We start from the raw sequence: 14178 nt of genomic DNA, 5'->3' as shown, positions 1-14178 counted from the left end.
AATTCCAGTTTTCCAGAATGGCGCCTCTGCTAACGTCACGACTCACTCATGGATTCGAGGTTTTGAATGGCTGCGATTTCTTTTCCGCTGATGCTGGCACTGCTTTCCACCCAGGCCCCGATGGCCGCAAACGCGGAAGGTGACTACACCAGAGCCGCGGGGGCTTCGATCGGGCCTGGCATCTGCGACCCCGGCATGGACATGCTGCCGAACGGCGGAGGGGTGGTGATCCGGCGCTGCGGCAAGAATGGAACGGTCGCTGGCGTTGGCAGCAATATCGATGCTGCGACGGCCAACACCAATGGCCTCCTTGCCGTCGCCGAGGAAGGTCCCGTCTGCAGTGTCTTCGCGCGCGACCCCTATGTCAGCCTCCGGGCACCGGGTGTCGGTATCAAGGCGCAGTGCAGTTCCACGCCGCTTTCCGCCTATGGCATGACGACCACCACTGCGGGACAGAACGTACTTGAGCTGGCCATCAACCTGGCGGCGACGCAGGCCTGGTGCAATGTCGACTACTACAATGGTTCGGCGCATGGCTATAAGTATCCCTACACCTGCAACCGCCCGGGCCAGTCCTGGAGCGTTGCCGGCCTTGGCTCCAGCGTCGACGATTCAAACGCAATGGCAATGCGGCTTGTGAAGAAATCTTCCAAAACCGGTACGCACTGCTATTTTGACAACGCCCAGTTGAATGGCGTCGTCTTCCGCGCATACCTGCACTGCAACGGATCGACCTATACCGGTTTCGGGAGCTCTGTGACTGCTGCGGCCAAGGACGCGGCTGCGCAAGCGGGCGCATAAGCTACTCGGGCTGTGGTTCGGAAGAGCCACAGCCCGACGCATTGAAGAATGAGGTTCCGGCGCCGTTGCCCCACGCTGGACTGGGGTGTGGTTCAACGATTGCGCCGCGTCTGCCTGGGGTGAATACCCTGGAGACATGGAGCGGGCGATGGGAATCGAACCCACGTCAGTAGCTTGGGAAGCTACAGCTCTACCATTGAGCTACGCCCGCGTTGCGGTGGAAAGTCTATGCGGAGCGGCCGGTGTTGCGCAATGGTGGCCGGTCCATCCTGCCATGCAGCGACGGGGTCGGAGCCCTTTCCCTGCGGAAAGGACCCCGACCCCGCTCTGGATCAGAAGCTGCCGCTGACGGTGGCGAAGACCGAGGCATCACGGGCGCGCTTCTGCGCGGCCGTGGTGCTCAGGCCAACGTTGCCCTGCAGGCCGAACAGGTCCATGCGCGCACCCAGCACGGCGGTGGCGTAGTTCTTGTCGAAGTCCAGGCCCGGCACGCGGTAGCTGCCCAGTTCCGGCAGCGTCTGCAGCCAGGCGCTGGCCTGCTTGGTGTCCTCGAACTCGTGGTCGTAGGTCACCTGCACGTACGGCTTGACGGTGCCGCCATCGAAGCGGGCCTGCCAGCCGATACGGCCGACGGTGGAGTCGACGTTCTGGCGGTCGTAGCCCAGGGCGGTGGCCAGCGTGCCGGCGGCGGCGCTTTCGCTGTAACCGTCGATCTTGACCTTCTGCCAGATCACCGCAGCGACCGGACCATGGCGGAAGCCACCTTCGGTGCCGAACTCATAACCGGCGTTCAGTGCAGCAGTCAGGTTGCTGCCATCCGGCGAACCACCGTGCTCGCGGGTGGCCGGGCCCAGCTGGACCTTGCGGTTCACGTCATACGACAGCCAGGTGTAGCTGACCTGGCCGTTGACCCAGACGCGGTCGCCGTACCATGCCGCAAACAGGCCGGCAGTGGTGTCCTTCTGGGTGAAGTCGCCACGGCTGTTGCCGAAGTCGGCATTCAGGCGGCCGAAGCCGGCGAAGCCGCCGAGCACCACGCCGTCGCGCGCCCAGTCGATGCCGAACAGGCCGGCCGGAGCGAGGCCGTCATACAGGTCCGCGTGGTCGTAGCGCTGCAGGTCGCCACGCACGCCACCCCACCACGACAGGCCATCGGCCGGACGGGCGCCCAGGTGATTGCTGACCTGATCGGCACGCGAGCGGCCGATGGTCTGTGCCGAGTGGCTCAGCACCTGCTGCAGGCGCGGTGCTTCCAGCACCGAAACGGCGTACTGACCCAGCAACTGGTGGCCAGCGACGGTCGGATGCACGCCATCGGCGAACAGATAGGTCTGGTACGCATCCGGGCTGACATAGCTGGTCGGATTGCAGGTCAGGATGCTGACCGTCGAGTTGTTCGGATCGATCTTGCAGGCGGTGCTGGTGACGTTGGTGAAACCGTACATGGCCGGGTTGGCAGCCACTTCACTCAGCACGGTGAACGTATCCAGCGGAATGAACTCGATGCCGGCCTGCTTCAGGCCACCATACAGGGCCTTGTTGTAACCCGCGGACAGCGCAGTGGCGGTGGCCGCATTCGGGCCACGGAATGCAGGAGTCAGGCCGACGTTCGGCAGGTTCGGCACCAGCACGTACTGTGCCCCCGCCTGCTTCAGCGCGCCAACCAGGGCAATCTGATCGGTAACGGCTGCGCCGATGATGGCCTGGGCCTGCGTCGGAGCGCCAGCTGCAGCGAACAGGTCGTTGGCGCCACCCCATACGGTGTACAGGGCATTGCGATCTGCCTTGCCGCCGTTCGCAGCCAGGTAACGGTTAGCCTGCGTCTTCAGCGACGGGATGACGCCCAGCGCGCTCGGTACGTCCACGCTGACACGGGCACCGCCTGCGGCGTAATTGTCACCGTTCTGGCCATTGCCGTTGGCGCCGTTGTTGAGGCCGTAGTAGTTGGCCACCTGTTGTGACCACACCCAGCCCGGGTTGGTGGTGAACTGACCGGTGGCCCCCTGGGTGGCCGCCGGCAGCAGCGGACGGAAGTAACCGGCGTCGGTCAGGCTGTCACCGAAGAACACGGCCTTCGAGTACGGGTTTTCGCCTGCCATGGCCGGAAGCGCGGCCAGCGCGATCGCGGCCGCCATCAGGGAGCGGATCGGGTGTTTGCTGAGCTGCATGTAGAAACTCCTGTGGGGAAGATAGGTAGGAATCCGGCGCACGTACGCCGGCGCACGGTGAATGGTTTCACCGCGCCGCCTTTTGCTCACGCTGCGCCGCCGCATGGATTGTCGCCTGATCGCCTGACAGTGCGCTGTGCCAGCGTTGGCGCCCGGAGGAAGTTGCAAGCATTCCGATCCTGACGTGCCATCAGCGACAATGAGCGGATGAACATCCAGCTCAATGGCGAACCGCGTACCCTGCCCGCTTCGGCGACCCTCCACGACCTGCTCGAGGCCGAACAGCTGCTGCAGCGCCGGGTGGCGGTGGAGGTCAACGGCGAGATCGTCAGCCGCAGCCGCCATGGCGAACATGCGCTGGCCGAAGGCGACGTGGTGGAGATCGTGCACGCGCTGGGCGGGGGCTGATGGCCGGGGTCGGATCCCATCGAATTGCGATGGGCTCTGCCCCAGAACCACTTCGCAGCGGGTCAGAGCCCTTTGCCCTGGCAAAGGGATCCGACCCAGCCCTCTACGTGACCCCATCTTCAGGCGGATAAGCGATAATCGCGCCATGAACGTTCAAGTCTCCCCCGATTCGCTGGTGATCGCCGGCAAGACCTATGGCTCGCGGCTGCTGACCGGCACCGGCAAGTTCAAGGATCTGGAAGAAACCCGCCTGGCCACCGAGGCTGCAGGCGCCCAGATCGTCACCGTGGCCATCCGCCGCACCAACATCGGGCAGAACCCGGGCGAGCCGAACCTGCTCGACGTGCTGCCGCCGGAGCGTTTCACCATCCTGCCCAACACCGCCGGCTGCTACACCGCCGAGGATGCCGTGCGCACCTGCCGCCTGGCCCGTGAGCTGCTGGACGGCCACAACCTGACCAAACTCGAAGTGCTGGGCGACCAGAAGTCGCTGTACCCGGACGTGGTGCAGACCCTCAAGGCCGCCGAGCAGCTGGTCAAGGACGGTTTCGAGGTGATGGTCTACACCTCCGACGACCCGATCCTGGCCAAGCGCCTGGAAGAGATCGGCTGCGCTGCGGTGATGCCGCTGGCCGCGCCGATCGGTTCGGGCCTGGGCATCCAGAACAAGTACAACCTGCTGCAGATCATCGAAGACGCCAAGGTGCCGATCATCGTCGACGCCGGCGTCGGCACCGCTTCGGATGCGGCGATCGCGATGGAGCTCGGCTGCGATGGCGTGCTGATGAACACCGCCATTGCCGGCGCACGCCACCCGGTGCTGATGGCCAGCGCCATGCGCAAAGCGGTCGAAGCCGGACGCGAGGCCTTCCTGGCCGGGCGAATCCCGCGCAAGCGCTATGCCAGTGCGTCGTCGCCGATTGACGGGTTGATCGGCTGATGACCAATCCTTTCGACAGCGCGGGTTCCAAGGCCCCGCCCAAGCCCTTCACGGTCAGTGAAGGTCGCCGCGAAGTGCGCAGTTTCGTGCTGCGTCAGGGCCGCTTCACTCCGGCCCAGCAGCGCGCGTTCGACGAACGCTGGCCACGCTTCGGCCTGGACTACAGCGGCCAGCCGCGTGACCTGGATGCGACCTTCGGCCGTCCCGCGCACAAGGTGCTGGAAATCGGCTTCGGCAATGGCGCGGCCATGCGCTTCGCCGCCCAGCACGACCCGTCGCGCGACTACATCGGCATCGAGGTGCACGCCCCGGGTGTGGGCCGCCTGCTGAACGCGCTGGCCGATGACAACGCCGATCACGTGCGCCTGTACCACCACGATGCGGTGGAGGTGCTGCAGAACGAGATCGCCGATGGCGCGCTGGATGAAGTGCGCATCTACTTCCCGGATCCGTGGCACAAGAAGCGCCACAACAAGCGCCGCCTGCTGCAGCCGGCGTTCGCCGAACTGATCGTGCGCAAGCTGCGCCCGGGCGGCCGCCTGCACTGCGCCACCGACTGGGAGGACTACGCCGAGCAGATGTGGGACGTGCTGGACGCCACCGCTGGCCTGGTCAACCGCGCCGGTCCGCGTGGCAGCGTGCCGCGCCCGGACTGGCGGCCGCAGACCCACTTCGAGACCCGCGGCCAGAAGCTCGGCCATGGCGTCTGGGACCTGTTGTACGACCGCACCTGACGATCGCCTGAGGACGCCGCTCCCCACATGGATACCGCGCTGACGCTGACCAACGACATGAAGCTCGTGCTCGGGCTGGTCGGCTTCACGATGGCGATGTTCCTGTTCGAGCGCATCCGCGCCGACGTGGTCGCGCTGGTGGTGCTGGTGGTGCTCGGCGTCACCGGCCTGATCGCGCCGGAGGAAATCTTCGGTGGTTTCTCCGGTAACGCGGTGATGAGCATCATCGCCACCACCATCCTCGGTGCCGGCCTGGACCGCACCGGGGCGCTGAACCGGCTGGCCGCATGGCTGCTGCGGCGCGGCCATGGCGTCGAACAACGGCTGCTGATGATGACCACGGCCATCGCCGGCCTGAACTCGTCCTTCATGCAGAATCCGTCGGTGATGGCGCTGTACCTGCCGGTGGCCTCGCGGCTGGCGGCGCGCACGGGCCTGACCATGCAGCGGCTGCTGCTGCCGATCTCGGCGGCGATCGTGATGGGTGGCGCGCTGACCATGGTCGGCAACTCGCCACTGATCCTGCTGAACGATCTGCTGGCCTCGGCCAACAACAACCTGCCCTCGGGCCTGGCCACCATCGAACCGCTGCGCATGTTCGCGCCGCTGCCGATCGGCGTGGCGCTGCTGATCGCTTCGCTGCTGTACTTCCGCTACTACGGCGACCGCAAGCTGGTGGAAGAGGAAAGCCTGGTCAACGACGGGGTCACCCCGGCACGCACCGAGAGCTACTTCGCAAAGACCTATGGCATCGAAGGCGACGTGTTCGAACTGGTGGTCAGCGCTGAAAGCCCGCTGGTCGGCATGACCCTGGGCGAGGCCGAGAACCTGCATGATGCGCCGCTGCTGCTGGCCCTGAAAACCGGCAATGACACCCGCCTGGCGCCACCGGCGGAAATGCGCATCTGGGTCGGCAGCGTGCTGGGGGCGATGGGCCCGCGCGAGCAGATCCACGATTTCGCGCAGAACCAGTTCCTGCGCATGTCCTCGCGCCTGAAGCACCTCGGTGACCTGTTCAACCCCAGCCGCGCCGGCATCTCCGAGGCGGTGGTGCCACCGACCTCGAACGTGATCGGCAAGAGCGCGGCCGACCTGCGCCTGCGCAAGGAGCGCGGCATCAGCCTGCTGGCGATCAACCGCGACAAGCAGGTGATCCGCGAGGACGTGCGCGATGTGCAGCTGCGTGCCGGCGACATGCTGGTCTTCCACAGCATCTGGACCGACCTGGCACAGGCCGCCAGGAGTCGTGACTTCGTGGTGGTGACCGACTACCCGACCGGCGAGCAGCGCCCGCACAAGTTCAAGATCGCGATGGCGATCTTCGCGTTGACCATCCTGATCGCGCTGACCAGCAAGCTGCCGGTGGCGCTGACCCTGATGACCGGCGTGGCCGGCATGCTGCTGACCGGCGTGCTGCGCATGGACGAGGCCTACGCCTCGATCAACTGGAAAACAGTGTTCATGATGGCCGGGCTGATCCCGCTCGGCTGGGCGATGGACTCCAGCGGCGCGGCGGCATGGGTGGCCGGCCACACCATCGACAAGCTGCCCACCGGCATCCCGGTTTGGGTGCTGGAAGTCGCACTGGCGCTGCTGACCACGGCGTTCTCGCTGGTGATCAGCCATGTGGGCGCGACCATCGTGATGGTGCCCATTGCGGTGAACCTGGCGCTGGCCGCGGGCGGCAACCCGACGGCGTTCGCGCTGATCGTGGCGCTGTCGGCGTCCAACAACCTGATGACGGCCTCCAATCCGGTGATCTCGATGATCACCGGCCCGGCCAACTACACCCCACGCGAAATGTGGCGGGTCGGCGGACCACTGTCGCTGATCTATACGTGCGTGGTGGTGTTGATGATCAACCTGATGTTCTGAGGGTTGGGGTTTGTTGGCAGGGGTGCGCCCTGCACCCGCCGAGGCAACGACAACGGCAACGGCCTGCATTCCTTGGGATGGCGGGTGGGTCCGGTTGCGGGGGACGCCGTAAACCCGTCCGTGGGGGCTTGGCCGCGGCATCCATGCCGCGGACACCCCCGCAACCGGACTCACCCCGCCTTCGACAGATTTCCGCGCGCTGTCGGAACGGCATGGACCGCTGTTGGTAGGTGTCGCCCTCGACACGACTTTTGTAGAGTCGAGCCGTGCTCGACTGCTTCCGGCCTCAGGCCAGGTAGACCTGCCCGTCGCGCACGTCCACCGGCACCGCGCGCAGGCGGTCGCCCTTGCAGGGGCCGGCGATGCAGTCGCCGCTGTCCAGCGCGAACGAGGCGCCGTGCGCTGCACATACCAGGTGGCCTTCGCGGCTCTTCAGGAACTGGCCCGGTGCCCAGTCCAGGCGGCGACCGGCATGCGGGCAGATGTTCAGGAACGCCCGCACCTGAGACCCGTCGCGGTACAACACCAGCGACTCGGCATCCCCATCGACCACCGCCTCGACCTCGGCGAACGCGCCATCGGCAATGGCATCAAGGGCGATCAGGGCAGCAGCGGCAGTCATGGCGAAGGCTCGGACAGTAAACGCGCATTGTCGCACGCCCACTCAGGTGACTGGCTGCAACATGAACACAAGTCATTGATTCGTAATAAGCACAGGCTATATTTAACGAGTTTTTCACTCAAAGACAGTGGCACCTCCCGATACTCTGGTTTCGCTGATTCCAGCCTATCGAGCCGCCATGTTCAATCGCGCATCCGCCTTCAACCAGTTCCGCACCCTGTTCGCGCCGCGCAAGCCGCGCCATCCGCTGGTGCGCGTTGCCGTAGGCCTGCTCGGCCTGGCGATCCTGGCCGCGATGGTGTTCATTGGCGTGTTCGTCGGTGCGGCGATGATCCTGGTCGGCCTGGCGTGGAAGCTGCTGGCTTCGCGCAAGCCGGGCACTGCCCGTCCGCTCGACCCGAACGTGGTCGAGGGCGAATTCCGCGTGGTGCGCAAGCCGGTGCTGCCGGCCTCGCGTTGATCCACGCCCTCCGCGCCCGCTGACGGCGGGCGCCATGCGTTCTAGACTGCGGGCACGCCCTTCCTGGATGCCCGCATGTCCGATGTCTCCGATGTGATTCCTGCCGTAGCCCTGCCGCGTGTGCCGGTGGTGGGTGGTGGCAGCTTCCCCGTGCACCGTATCTACTGCGTCGGCCGCAATTTCGCCGACCATGCCCGCGAAATGGGCGCAGCGGTGCCGGCGGCCGACGACCGCGGCCGTCCGATGTTCTTCAGCAAGCCGGCCGATGCGATCGTGGTCGGCCACGACGATGCCATCCCCTATCCCCCGGCAACCGCCAACCTGCACCACGAAGTGGAACTGGTGGTGGCGATCGGCCGTGATGCGCCGGCCGGTGAACTAGCCGTGGCCGATGCCGATGCGCTGGTCTACGGCTATGCAGTGGGACTGGATCTGACCCGTCGCGACCTGCAGGCCGCCGCCAAGGACAAGGGCCATCCGTGGGATGCAGCCAAGGGCTTCGACGCCTCGGCGCCGATCAGCGAGATCGTGCATGCCGCTGAAGTGGGCGACCTGGCCGCGCTGAACCTGTCGCTGGAGGTCAACGGCGAGGTCCGCCAGCAGGCCCTGCTCGACCAGATGATCTGGAACGTGCCGGAGATCCTGCATGAGCTGTCCAAGCTGTGGCAGCTGCGTGCCGGCGACCTGGTGTTCATGGGTACCCCGTCCGGGGTGGCCGCGCTGAAGCCCGGCGACCGTTTCAGTGCCCGATTGGAAAACGTGGCCGAGCGCCACGGCGTGATCGCCGGCTGACATCACCTGCGCTACCCTGCGCGCTGTCCACTTCCCCCACCGGAGAAAAACAACAATGGGAATGCTCACCGAGTTCAAGGAATTCGCGATGCGCGGCAACGTCATCGACCTCGCCGTCGGCGTGGTGATCGGCGCGGCCTTCGGCAAGATCGTGACCGCGCTGGTCGAGAAGATCATCATGCCGCCGCTGGGCATGCTGATCGGCAAGGTGGATTTCTCGCAGCTGGCGTGGACGCTGTCACCGGCCAGCATCGGTGCCGACGGCAAGGAAATCCCCGCCGTGGTGATCGGCTACGGCGACTTCATCAACACGCTGATCCAGTTCGTGATCGTGGCCTTCGCCATCTTCCTGGTGATCAAGGTGATCAACCGCCTGTCCCGCAAGCAGGAAGCCGCTCCGGCCGCACCGGCCGAGGAAGTGGTGCTGCTGCGCGAGATCCGCGACAGCCTGAAGAAATAAGGCGGCCTACCGGTAGTGGCGGCCGCTGGCCGGCAACGTCGGAACAACCGTGGTGCCGGCCAGCGGCCGGCACTACCGCGACTGCACGAAAGCCCCGCTCCGGCGGGGCTTTCGCTTTGCCGGACGTGGCGGAAAACAGCGTTCGCGCCAGCCATGACCTCCCGCCCATGCGCGGGCCTGAACGACTGTTAAGCTCCAAGGCTTGGTCCCTTCCCGGAGCTGTCCATGCGTCGCCGCATCCTTGCCATCGCATCCTCCCTCGCCCTGCTGGCCGCCCCGGCCTTCGCGGCGCCGCACACCACCACCCTGCCCCCGGCTTCGCTGGCCACCGCTGCGCAGCTGCGCGACCAGGCGCTGGCTGACGACACCGGCTGGAAGGTGGTCGAATCGCTGACCACCGAGATCGGCCCGCGCATCGCCGGCAGCGAAGCTGACGCTCGCGCCGTGGCCTGGGCCGAAGCCAAGTTCAAGGCACTCGGTTTCGACAAGGTCTGGAAAGAGCCGGTGACCTTCCCGAAATGGGAGCGCCGCAGTGAACACGCCGCCGTAACCGGCAGGAACCCGCAGCCGCTGCAGATCACCGCGCTGGGCGGCAGCCCGGGCGGCACGGTGGAAGCCGAAGTCGTGCGCTTCGCCGACCTGGCTGCGCTGCAGGCAGCACCGGCCGGTTCGTTGAAGGGCAAGATCGCCTTCGTCGATTACCAGATGCTGCCCTTCCGCGATGGACGCGACTACGGCCGTGGCGGCGCGATCCGCAGCAAGGGCCCGTCCGAGGCGATCCGCAAGGGCGCGGTCGGTTTCCTGATGCGTTCGGCCGGTACCGATTCCCACCGCGTGCCGCATACCGGCATCACCCGCTTCGACGACGGCCTGACCCCGGTGCCGTCGGCGGCACTGTCGGTGCCCGACGCCGATCAGCTGGCCCGCCTGCTGGCCCGTGGCAGCACCACGGTGAAGGTGGCGCTGGACTGCGGCTGGGATGGCACCGCCACCTCGTACAACGTGATCGGCGAGATCACCGGCCGCAGCCTGCCCAAGGAAGTGGTGGTGATCGGTGGTCACCTGGATTCCTGGGACCTGGGCACCGGCGCGGTGGATGACGGTGCAGGCGTGGGCATCACCATGGCCGCTGGCCATCTGATCGGCCAGCTGAAGCAGGCGCCGAAGCGCACCATCCGCGTGATCGCGTTCGCCAACGAAGAACAGGGCCTGTATGGCGGCAAGGCCTACGCCGAAGCGCATGCCAAGGATGTGGCCCTGCACCAGCTGGCCGCCGAGAGCGACTTCGGTGCTGGCCGCATCTACGCCTTCAACACCGGTTCGCCGAACCCGGAAGGCTCGCGCGAAGCGACGAAGCAGATTGCCGAAGTGATGAAGCCGCTGGGCATCGAGTACCAGGCCGACAAGGGTGGTCCGGGCCCGGACGTCGGCCCGCTGGCGGCCAAGGGCGGTGCATGGGCGTGGCTGGCGCAGGACGGCTCGGACTATTTCCACCTGCACCACACCGCCGACGACACGCTGGACAAGATCGACCCGAAGGCGCTGGCACAGAACGTGGCCGCCTACACCGTGTTCGCGTATCTGGCGGCGGAAGCCGATGGCAGCTTCGGCAGCGAAGCCAAGGCGACCACGCCGCCGAACGAATGACGCAGTAGCGCCGGGCCATGCCCGGCGAGCGCAGCGGCGGGAGCGGTGCGAACCAAAGTTCGCACCCACCACGGCAGATCCTGCATCGGGAACCGGACGGGGTCAGAGCCCTCGCCGTGGCGAGGGATCTGACCCCGCGCAGAGGTTCAATCGCGGCGACTGACCCACTGAGCCAACAGCACGGCCGTGGCCGAGGCCACGTTCAGGCTCTCCACCGCGCCGCTGCCGGGAATCGAGACCTGCAGGTCGCATTCGCTGGCAAGGCTGCGGTCCATGCCTTCGCCTTCGGCACCCATCACGTAGACCAGTCGTGCCGGCAGCGATGCGCGGAACACGTCCTCACCGCCCTCGACCAGGGTTGCTGCCAGCCCGAAACCGGCCGCTCGCAGCTGCGCCATCGCCTGTGCGTTGTCCGGCAACTGCACCAGCGGCACCGATTCGGCGCCACCTTCGGCAACGCGTGCCGCGGCGCCGGACAGCGCCAGCGTGCTGCCGGCCGGCAGCAGCAGCGCCTTGACGCCGAAGTGCGCGGCCGAGCGCAGGATCGCGCCGAAGTTGTGGGGATTGCCGACACCGTCCAGCCACAACGCCAGCGCCGGTGCATCAGCCGGCAGCGTCGCCAGCCATGCGTCCAGCGCCAGCACCGGCGCACGCAGCACGTCGGCCACCAGGCCTTCGTGATGGGTGGTGGCAGCCAGCTTGTTGAGGTCGCCCTCCTCCACCACGCGATAGCCCACGCGGTTGGCCACGCACCACTTCAGCACCGGCTGCATGCGCGGAATCAGCGATTCCACCAGGTACAGCTTGCGCAGTGCCTGCGGGCGCTTGTCGAACAGGGCCTGCACGGCGTTCCAGCCATACAGGCGCAGTTCGTCATTGCCACGCCCCGGCGGTGGCGGGGTGCCGCCCTCACGCGGTGGCAGCGGGGTGGCCCGCGGCGGTCGCGACGACGGGCGGCGGGCATTCTTCCAGGGATCATTCACTACGGGACAACTCCAGCTTGCGTTGACGCCAGAAATCGGCGTTCTTGATGCCCAGGGCATCGGGGTCGAAAATCGGATCCAGGCCCAGCTTCTTCTGCCGCTCGTAATCGCGCAGGGCAAGCATGGCCGGCTTCTGGATGATGAGGATGGCGATGATGTTCAGCCAGGCCATCAGGCCCACGCCGATGTCACCCAGCGCCCAGGCCAGGGTGGCGTTGTGGAAGGCACCGAACACCACCATGCCGATGATGCCCAGGCGCAGCAGCAGCACGGTCAGCGGGCGCTTCTTGTTGTGGTTGACGTAGGTCAGGTTGGTTTCGGCCATGTAGTAATAGGCCATGATGGTGGTGAAGGCGAAGAAGAAGATCGCCACCGACACGAAGGCCGAGCCCCAGCCCGGCAGCACCGCTTCAACACCGGCCTGCGCATAGCCCGCGCCTTCCGGAATACCGGCCAGGCCCTGGAAGATCGGCGCGCCACCCGGCACCGGCGAGTACACGTTGTAGGTGCCGCTGGCCAGGATCAGGAATGCGGTGGCGGTGCACACCATCATGGTGTCGAAGTAGATGGCGAACGCCTGCACGTAGCCCTGCTTGGCCGGGTGCGAGACCTCGGACGCAGCGGCCGCATGCGGGCCCGAGCCCTGGCCGGCCTCGTTGGCGTAGATACCACGCTTGATGCCCCACTCCACCGCCAGGCCCATCATCGCGCCGAATGCAGCATGGGTACCGAAAGCACTCTTGAAGATGATGCCGAACATTTCCGGCACGCGGTCGTAGTTGATGATCATGATGACGATGGCCATCAGGATGAAGCCGGCGGCCATGAACGGCACCACCACTTCGGCGAAGTTGGCGATGCGCTTGACGCCGCCGAAGATCACCACGCCCAGCAACAGGGCGACCACGATGCCGATGCCCAGCTTCAGCGCCTGCGCCGATTCCATGCCGAAGGCCTGGCCATCGAGCGGGCCGCACAGCGCGGTACCACGGCAGGCATTGATGACGCTGTCGGCGATGGCATTGGCCTGCACGCCCGGCATCAGGAAACCGGCGGCGATGATCGTGGCGATGGCGAAGGCCATGGCATACCACTTCAGGCCCATGGCCTTTTCAATGTAGTAGGCCGGGCCGCCGCGGTAGCGGCCTTCGGCGTCCTTGGTCTTGTAGATCTGCGCCAGCGTGCATTCCACGTACGAGGTGGAGGCGCCGAGGAAGCCCATGACCCACATCCAGAAGATGGCGCCGGGTCCGCCAAAGGCGATGGCGGTGGCCACGCCGGCGATGTTGCCGATGCCCATGCGCCCGGCCATCGACATGGCCAGCGCCTGGAAGGAAGACACGCCGGCCTCGGACTTCTCGCCGGACACGGTCAGGCGGCACATCTCGACGAAACCACGGATCTGCATGAAGCGGGTGCGCAGGCTGAAGAACAGGCCGGCGGCCAGGCACATGAAGATCAGCGCCTTGCTCCAGATGATGCTGTTGATGAAATGTACGGTAGCTTCCACGCGCGCTCTCTCCAGTCGGCGGGTTGTGAGGACGTCCCGTCGGCTGGAAGGGACCGGTCGATTCTCCCTGATCGAAGGCCGCTGCGGTAGCGGCAGAAGGATGGGGGCGGATCCCTTGCGCAACGCGCAAGGGCTCTGACCCCCGATACCGGTGAAATGGGGTCAGAGCTCTTTTCTGCGAAAAGGGATCCGACCCCGCCCCTCAGGGCAGCTGCGTGCGCACCCGGGCGAAGCGGCGCAGGTCGTGCAGCACGCCGCGCTTGTAGACCGCGCAGCGGTCCACGCCCTCTTCCTGGAAGCCGTTCTTTTCCAGCACCCGGGCCGAACCGAGGTTGAAGTCGACCACCCCGGCCTGCAGCCTGAACAGGCGCAGTTCGTCCATCACCCACGGTGCGAACAGGCCGACCACCCGGGTCATCAGGCCTTGGCCCCAGTAGGACTGGCCCAGCCAGTAGCCCAGTTCCGCCATGTGACCGCGCTCGGCGATGCCCTGCTGGGCACCGACGCTCCCGCAGGCCTGGCCGTCGATCTCGATGGCCAGGTTGAGCGTGCCCGGCGCCAGCACGCGGCCAGCCAGGAAAGCCTCGCCATCTTCGCGCGTGTACGGGTACGGGAAGCGATCACGCAGGCCCCGCGATACCTCGGCATCGTTGGCATGGCGCAGCAGCGATTCGAGGTCTTCATTGCACCAAGGGCGTAGGAGGAAGCCCTCGCCCTGCAGGTGTGGGGTCGGATCCCTTTCCCATTGGGAAAGGGATCCGACCCCGCCAGCCATCCC

The 14178-nt window shown here is 66.3% G+C and carries 14 protein-coding genes and 1 tRNA gene; 9 read left to right on the top strand and 6 right to left on the bottom strand.

Annotation, left to right across the window (positions count from 1 at the left end):
- The first annotated feature begins 66 nt into the window (after window positions 1–66).
- A complete protein-coding gene (locus AC07M7_RS03370) occupies window positions 67–801 on the top strand; it encodes a hypothetical protein (protein WP_495206725.1) in 735 nt (244 codons plus the stop codon).
- Between the two features lie 137 nt (window positions 802–938).
- Here the strand turns inward: AC07M7_RS03370 and AC07M7_RS03365 are convergent.
- A tRNA-Gly gene (locus AC07M7_RS03365) sits at window positions 939–1012 on the bottom strand.
- Between the two features lie 121 nt (window positions 1013–1133).
- Window positions 1134–2969: an autotransporter domain-containing esterase gene (locus AC07M7_RS03360; RefSeq protein WP_046985463.1), complete on the bottom strand. Its 1836-nt coding sequence runs from the start codon at window positions 2967–2969 to the stop codon at window positions 1134–1136.
- Window positions 2970–3176: 207 nt separating this feature from the next.
- On the opposite strand from AC07M7_RS03360, the gene thiS reads away from it, so the two are divergent.
- The 4 genes from thiS (at window position 3177) to AC07M7_RS03340 (ending at window position 6926) form a co-directional block, all read left to right on the top strand.
- Window positions 3177–3377 (top strand): sulfur carrier protein ThiS, encoded by a 201-nt coding sequence (gene thiS / locus AC07M7_RS03355; RefSeq protein WP_046985464.1) that lies wholly within the window; start codon window positions 3177–3179, stop codon window positions 3375–3377.
- A gap of 145 nt (window positions 3378–3522) precedes the next feature.
- Entirely contained in the window at window positions 3523–4317 is a 795-nt protein-coding gene (locus AC07M7_RS03350) for a thiazole synthase (RefSeq protein WP_006387459.1), read from the top strand.
- Window positions 4317–5051: a tRNA (guanosine(46)-N7)-methyltransferase TrmB gene (gene trmB / locus AC07M7_RS03345; RefSeq protein WP_046985465.1), complete on the top strand. Its 735-nt coding sequence runs from the start codon at window positions 4317–4319 to the stop codon at window positions 5049–5051. The genes AC07M7_RS03350 and trmB overlap by 1 nt, the downstream gene beginning before the upstream one ends.
- Before the next feature lie 27 nt (window positions 5052–5078).
- Window positions 5079–6926 (top strand): SLC13 family permease, encoded by a 1848-nt coding sequence (locus AC07M7_RS03340; protein WP_046985466.1) that lies wholly within the window; start codon window positions 5079–5081, stop codon window positions 6924–6926.
- A 286-nt stretch (window positions 6927–7212) separates the two neighbouring features.
- On the opposite strand, the gene AC07M7_RS03335 is transcribed toward AC07M7_RS03340, so the two are convergent.
- Window positions 7213–7548: a Rieske (2Fe-2S) protein gene (locus tag AC07M7_RS03335; RefSeq protein WP_046985467.1), complete on the bottom strand. Its 336-nt coding sequence runs from the start codon at window positions 7546–7548 to the stop codon at window positions 7213–7215.
- Between the two features lie 178 nt (window positions 7549–7726).
- Between AC07M7_RS03335 and AC07M7_RS03330 the strand changes: the two genes are divergently transcribed.
- The 4 genes from AC07M7_RS03330 to AC07M7_RS03315 all read left to right on the top strand — a co-directional run bounded on the left by AC07M7_RS03330 (window position 7727) and on the right by AC07M7_RS03315 (window position 10907).
- Window positions 7727–8008: a hypothetical protein gene (locus AC07M7_RS03330; protein ID WP_046985468.1), complete on the top strand. Its 282-nt coding sequence runs from the start codon at window positions 7727–7729 to the stop codon at window positions 8006–8008.
- Window positions 8009–8083: 75 nt separating this feature from the next.
- Window positions 8084–8800, top strand: a complete 717-nt coding sequence (locus AC07M7_RS03325; protein ID WP_006387611.1) for a fumarylacetoacetate hydrolase family protein — start codon at window positions 8084–8086, stop codon at window positions 8798–8800.
- 55 nt (window positions 8801–8855) lie between these two features.
- Window positions 8856–9260: a large-conductance mechanosensitive channel protein MscL gene (mscL, locus tag AC07M7_RS03320; RefSeq protein WP_006387613.1), complete on the top strand. Its 405-nt coding sequence runs from the start codon at window positions 8856–8858 to the stop codon at window positions 9258–9260.
- A gap of 225 nt (window positions 9261–9485) precedes the next feature.
- Window positions 9486–10907 carry a M28 family peptidase gene (locus tag AC07M7_RS03315; RefSeq protein WP_136639340.1) on the top strand — a complete coding sequence of 474 codons (1422 nt, stop codon included), beginning with the start codon at window positions 9486–9488 and terminating at the stop codon, window positions 10905–10907.
- Between the two features lie 146 nt (window positions 10908–11053).
- Here the strand turns inward: AC07M7_RS03315 and AC07M7_RS03310 are convergent, their stop codons facing one another.
- The 3 genes from AC07M7_RS03310 to AC07M7_RS03300 all read right to left on the bottom strand — a co-directional run bounded on the left by AC07M7_RS03310 (window position 11054) and on the right by AC07M7_RS03300 (window position 14175).
- Window positions 11054–11890, bottom strand: coding sequence for a TrmH family RNA methyltransferase (locus AC07M7_RS03310; RefSeq protein ID WP_046985471.1), 837 nt, complete (start codon window positions 11888–11890; stop codon window positions 11054–11056).
- Complete coding sequence (locus AC07M7_RS03305) at window positions 11883–13400, bottom strand: alanine/glycine:cation symporter family protein (RefSeq protein WP_478473952.1); 1518 nt, start codon at window positions 13398–13400, stop codon at window positions 11883–11885. Before AC07M7_RS03305 ends, AC07M7_RS03310 begins: the two co-directional genes overlap by 8 nt.
- 202 nt (window positions 13401–13602) lie before the next feature.
- Window positions 13603–14175, bottom strand: coding sequence for a GNAT family N-acetyltransferase (locus tag AC07M7_RS03300; protein WP_495206836.1), 573 nt, complete (start codon window positions 14173–14175; stop codon window positions 13603–13605).
- Window positions 14176–14178 lie beyond the last annotated feature (3 nt).

It is taken from the genome of Stenotrophomonas sp. GW821-FHT09E08 (assembly GCF_059416125.1).
Note: the sequence above shows the minus strand (reverse complement) of the source record. Positions and strands in the feature narration are given on the sequence as shown.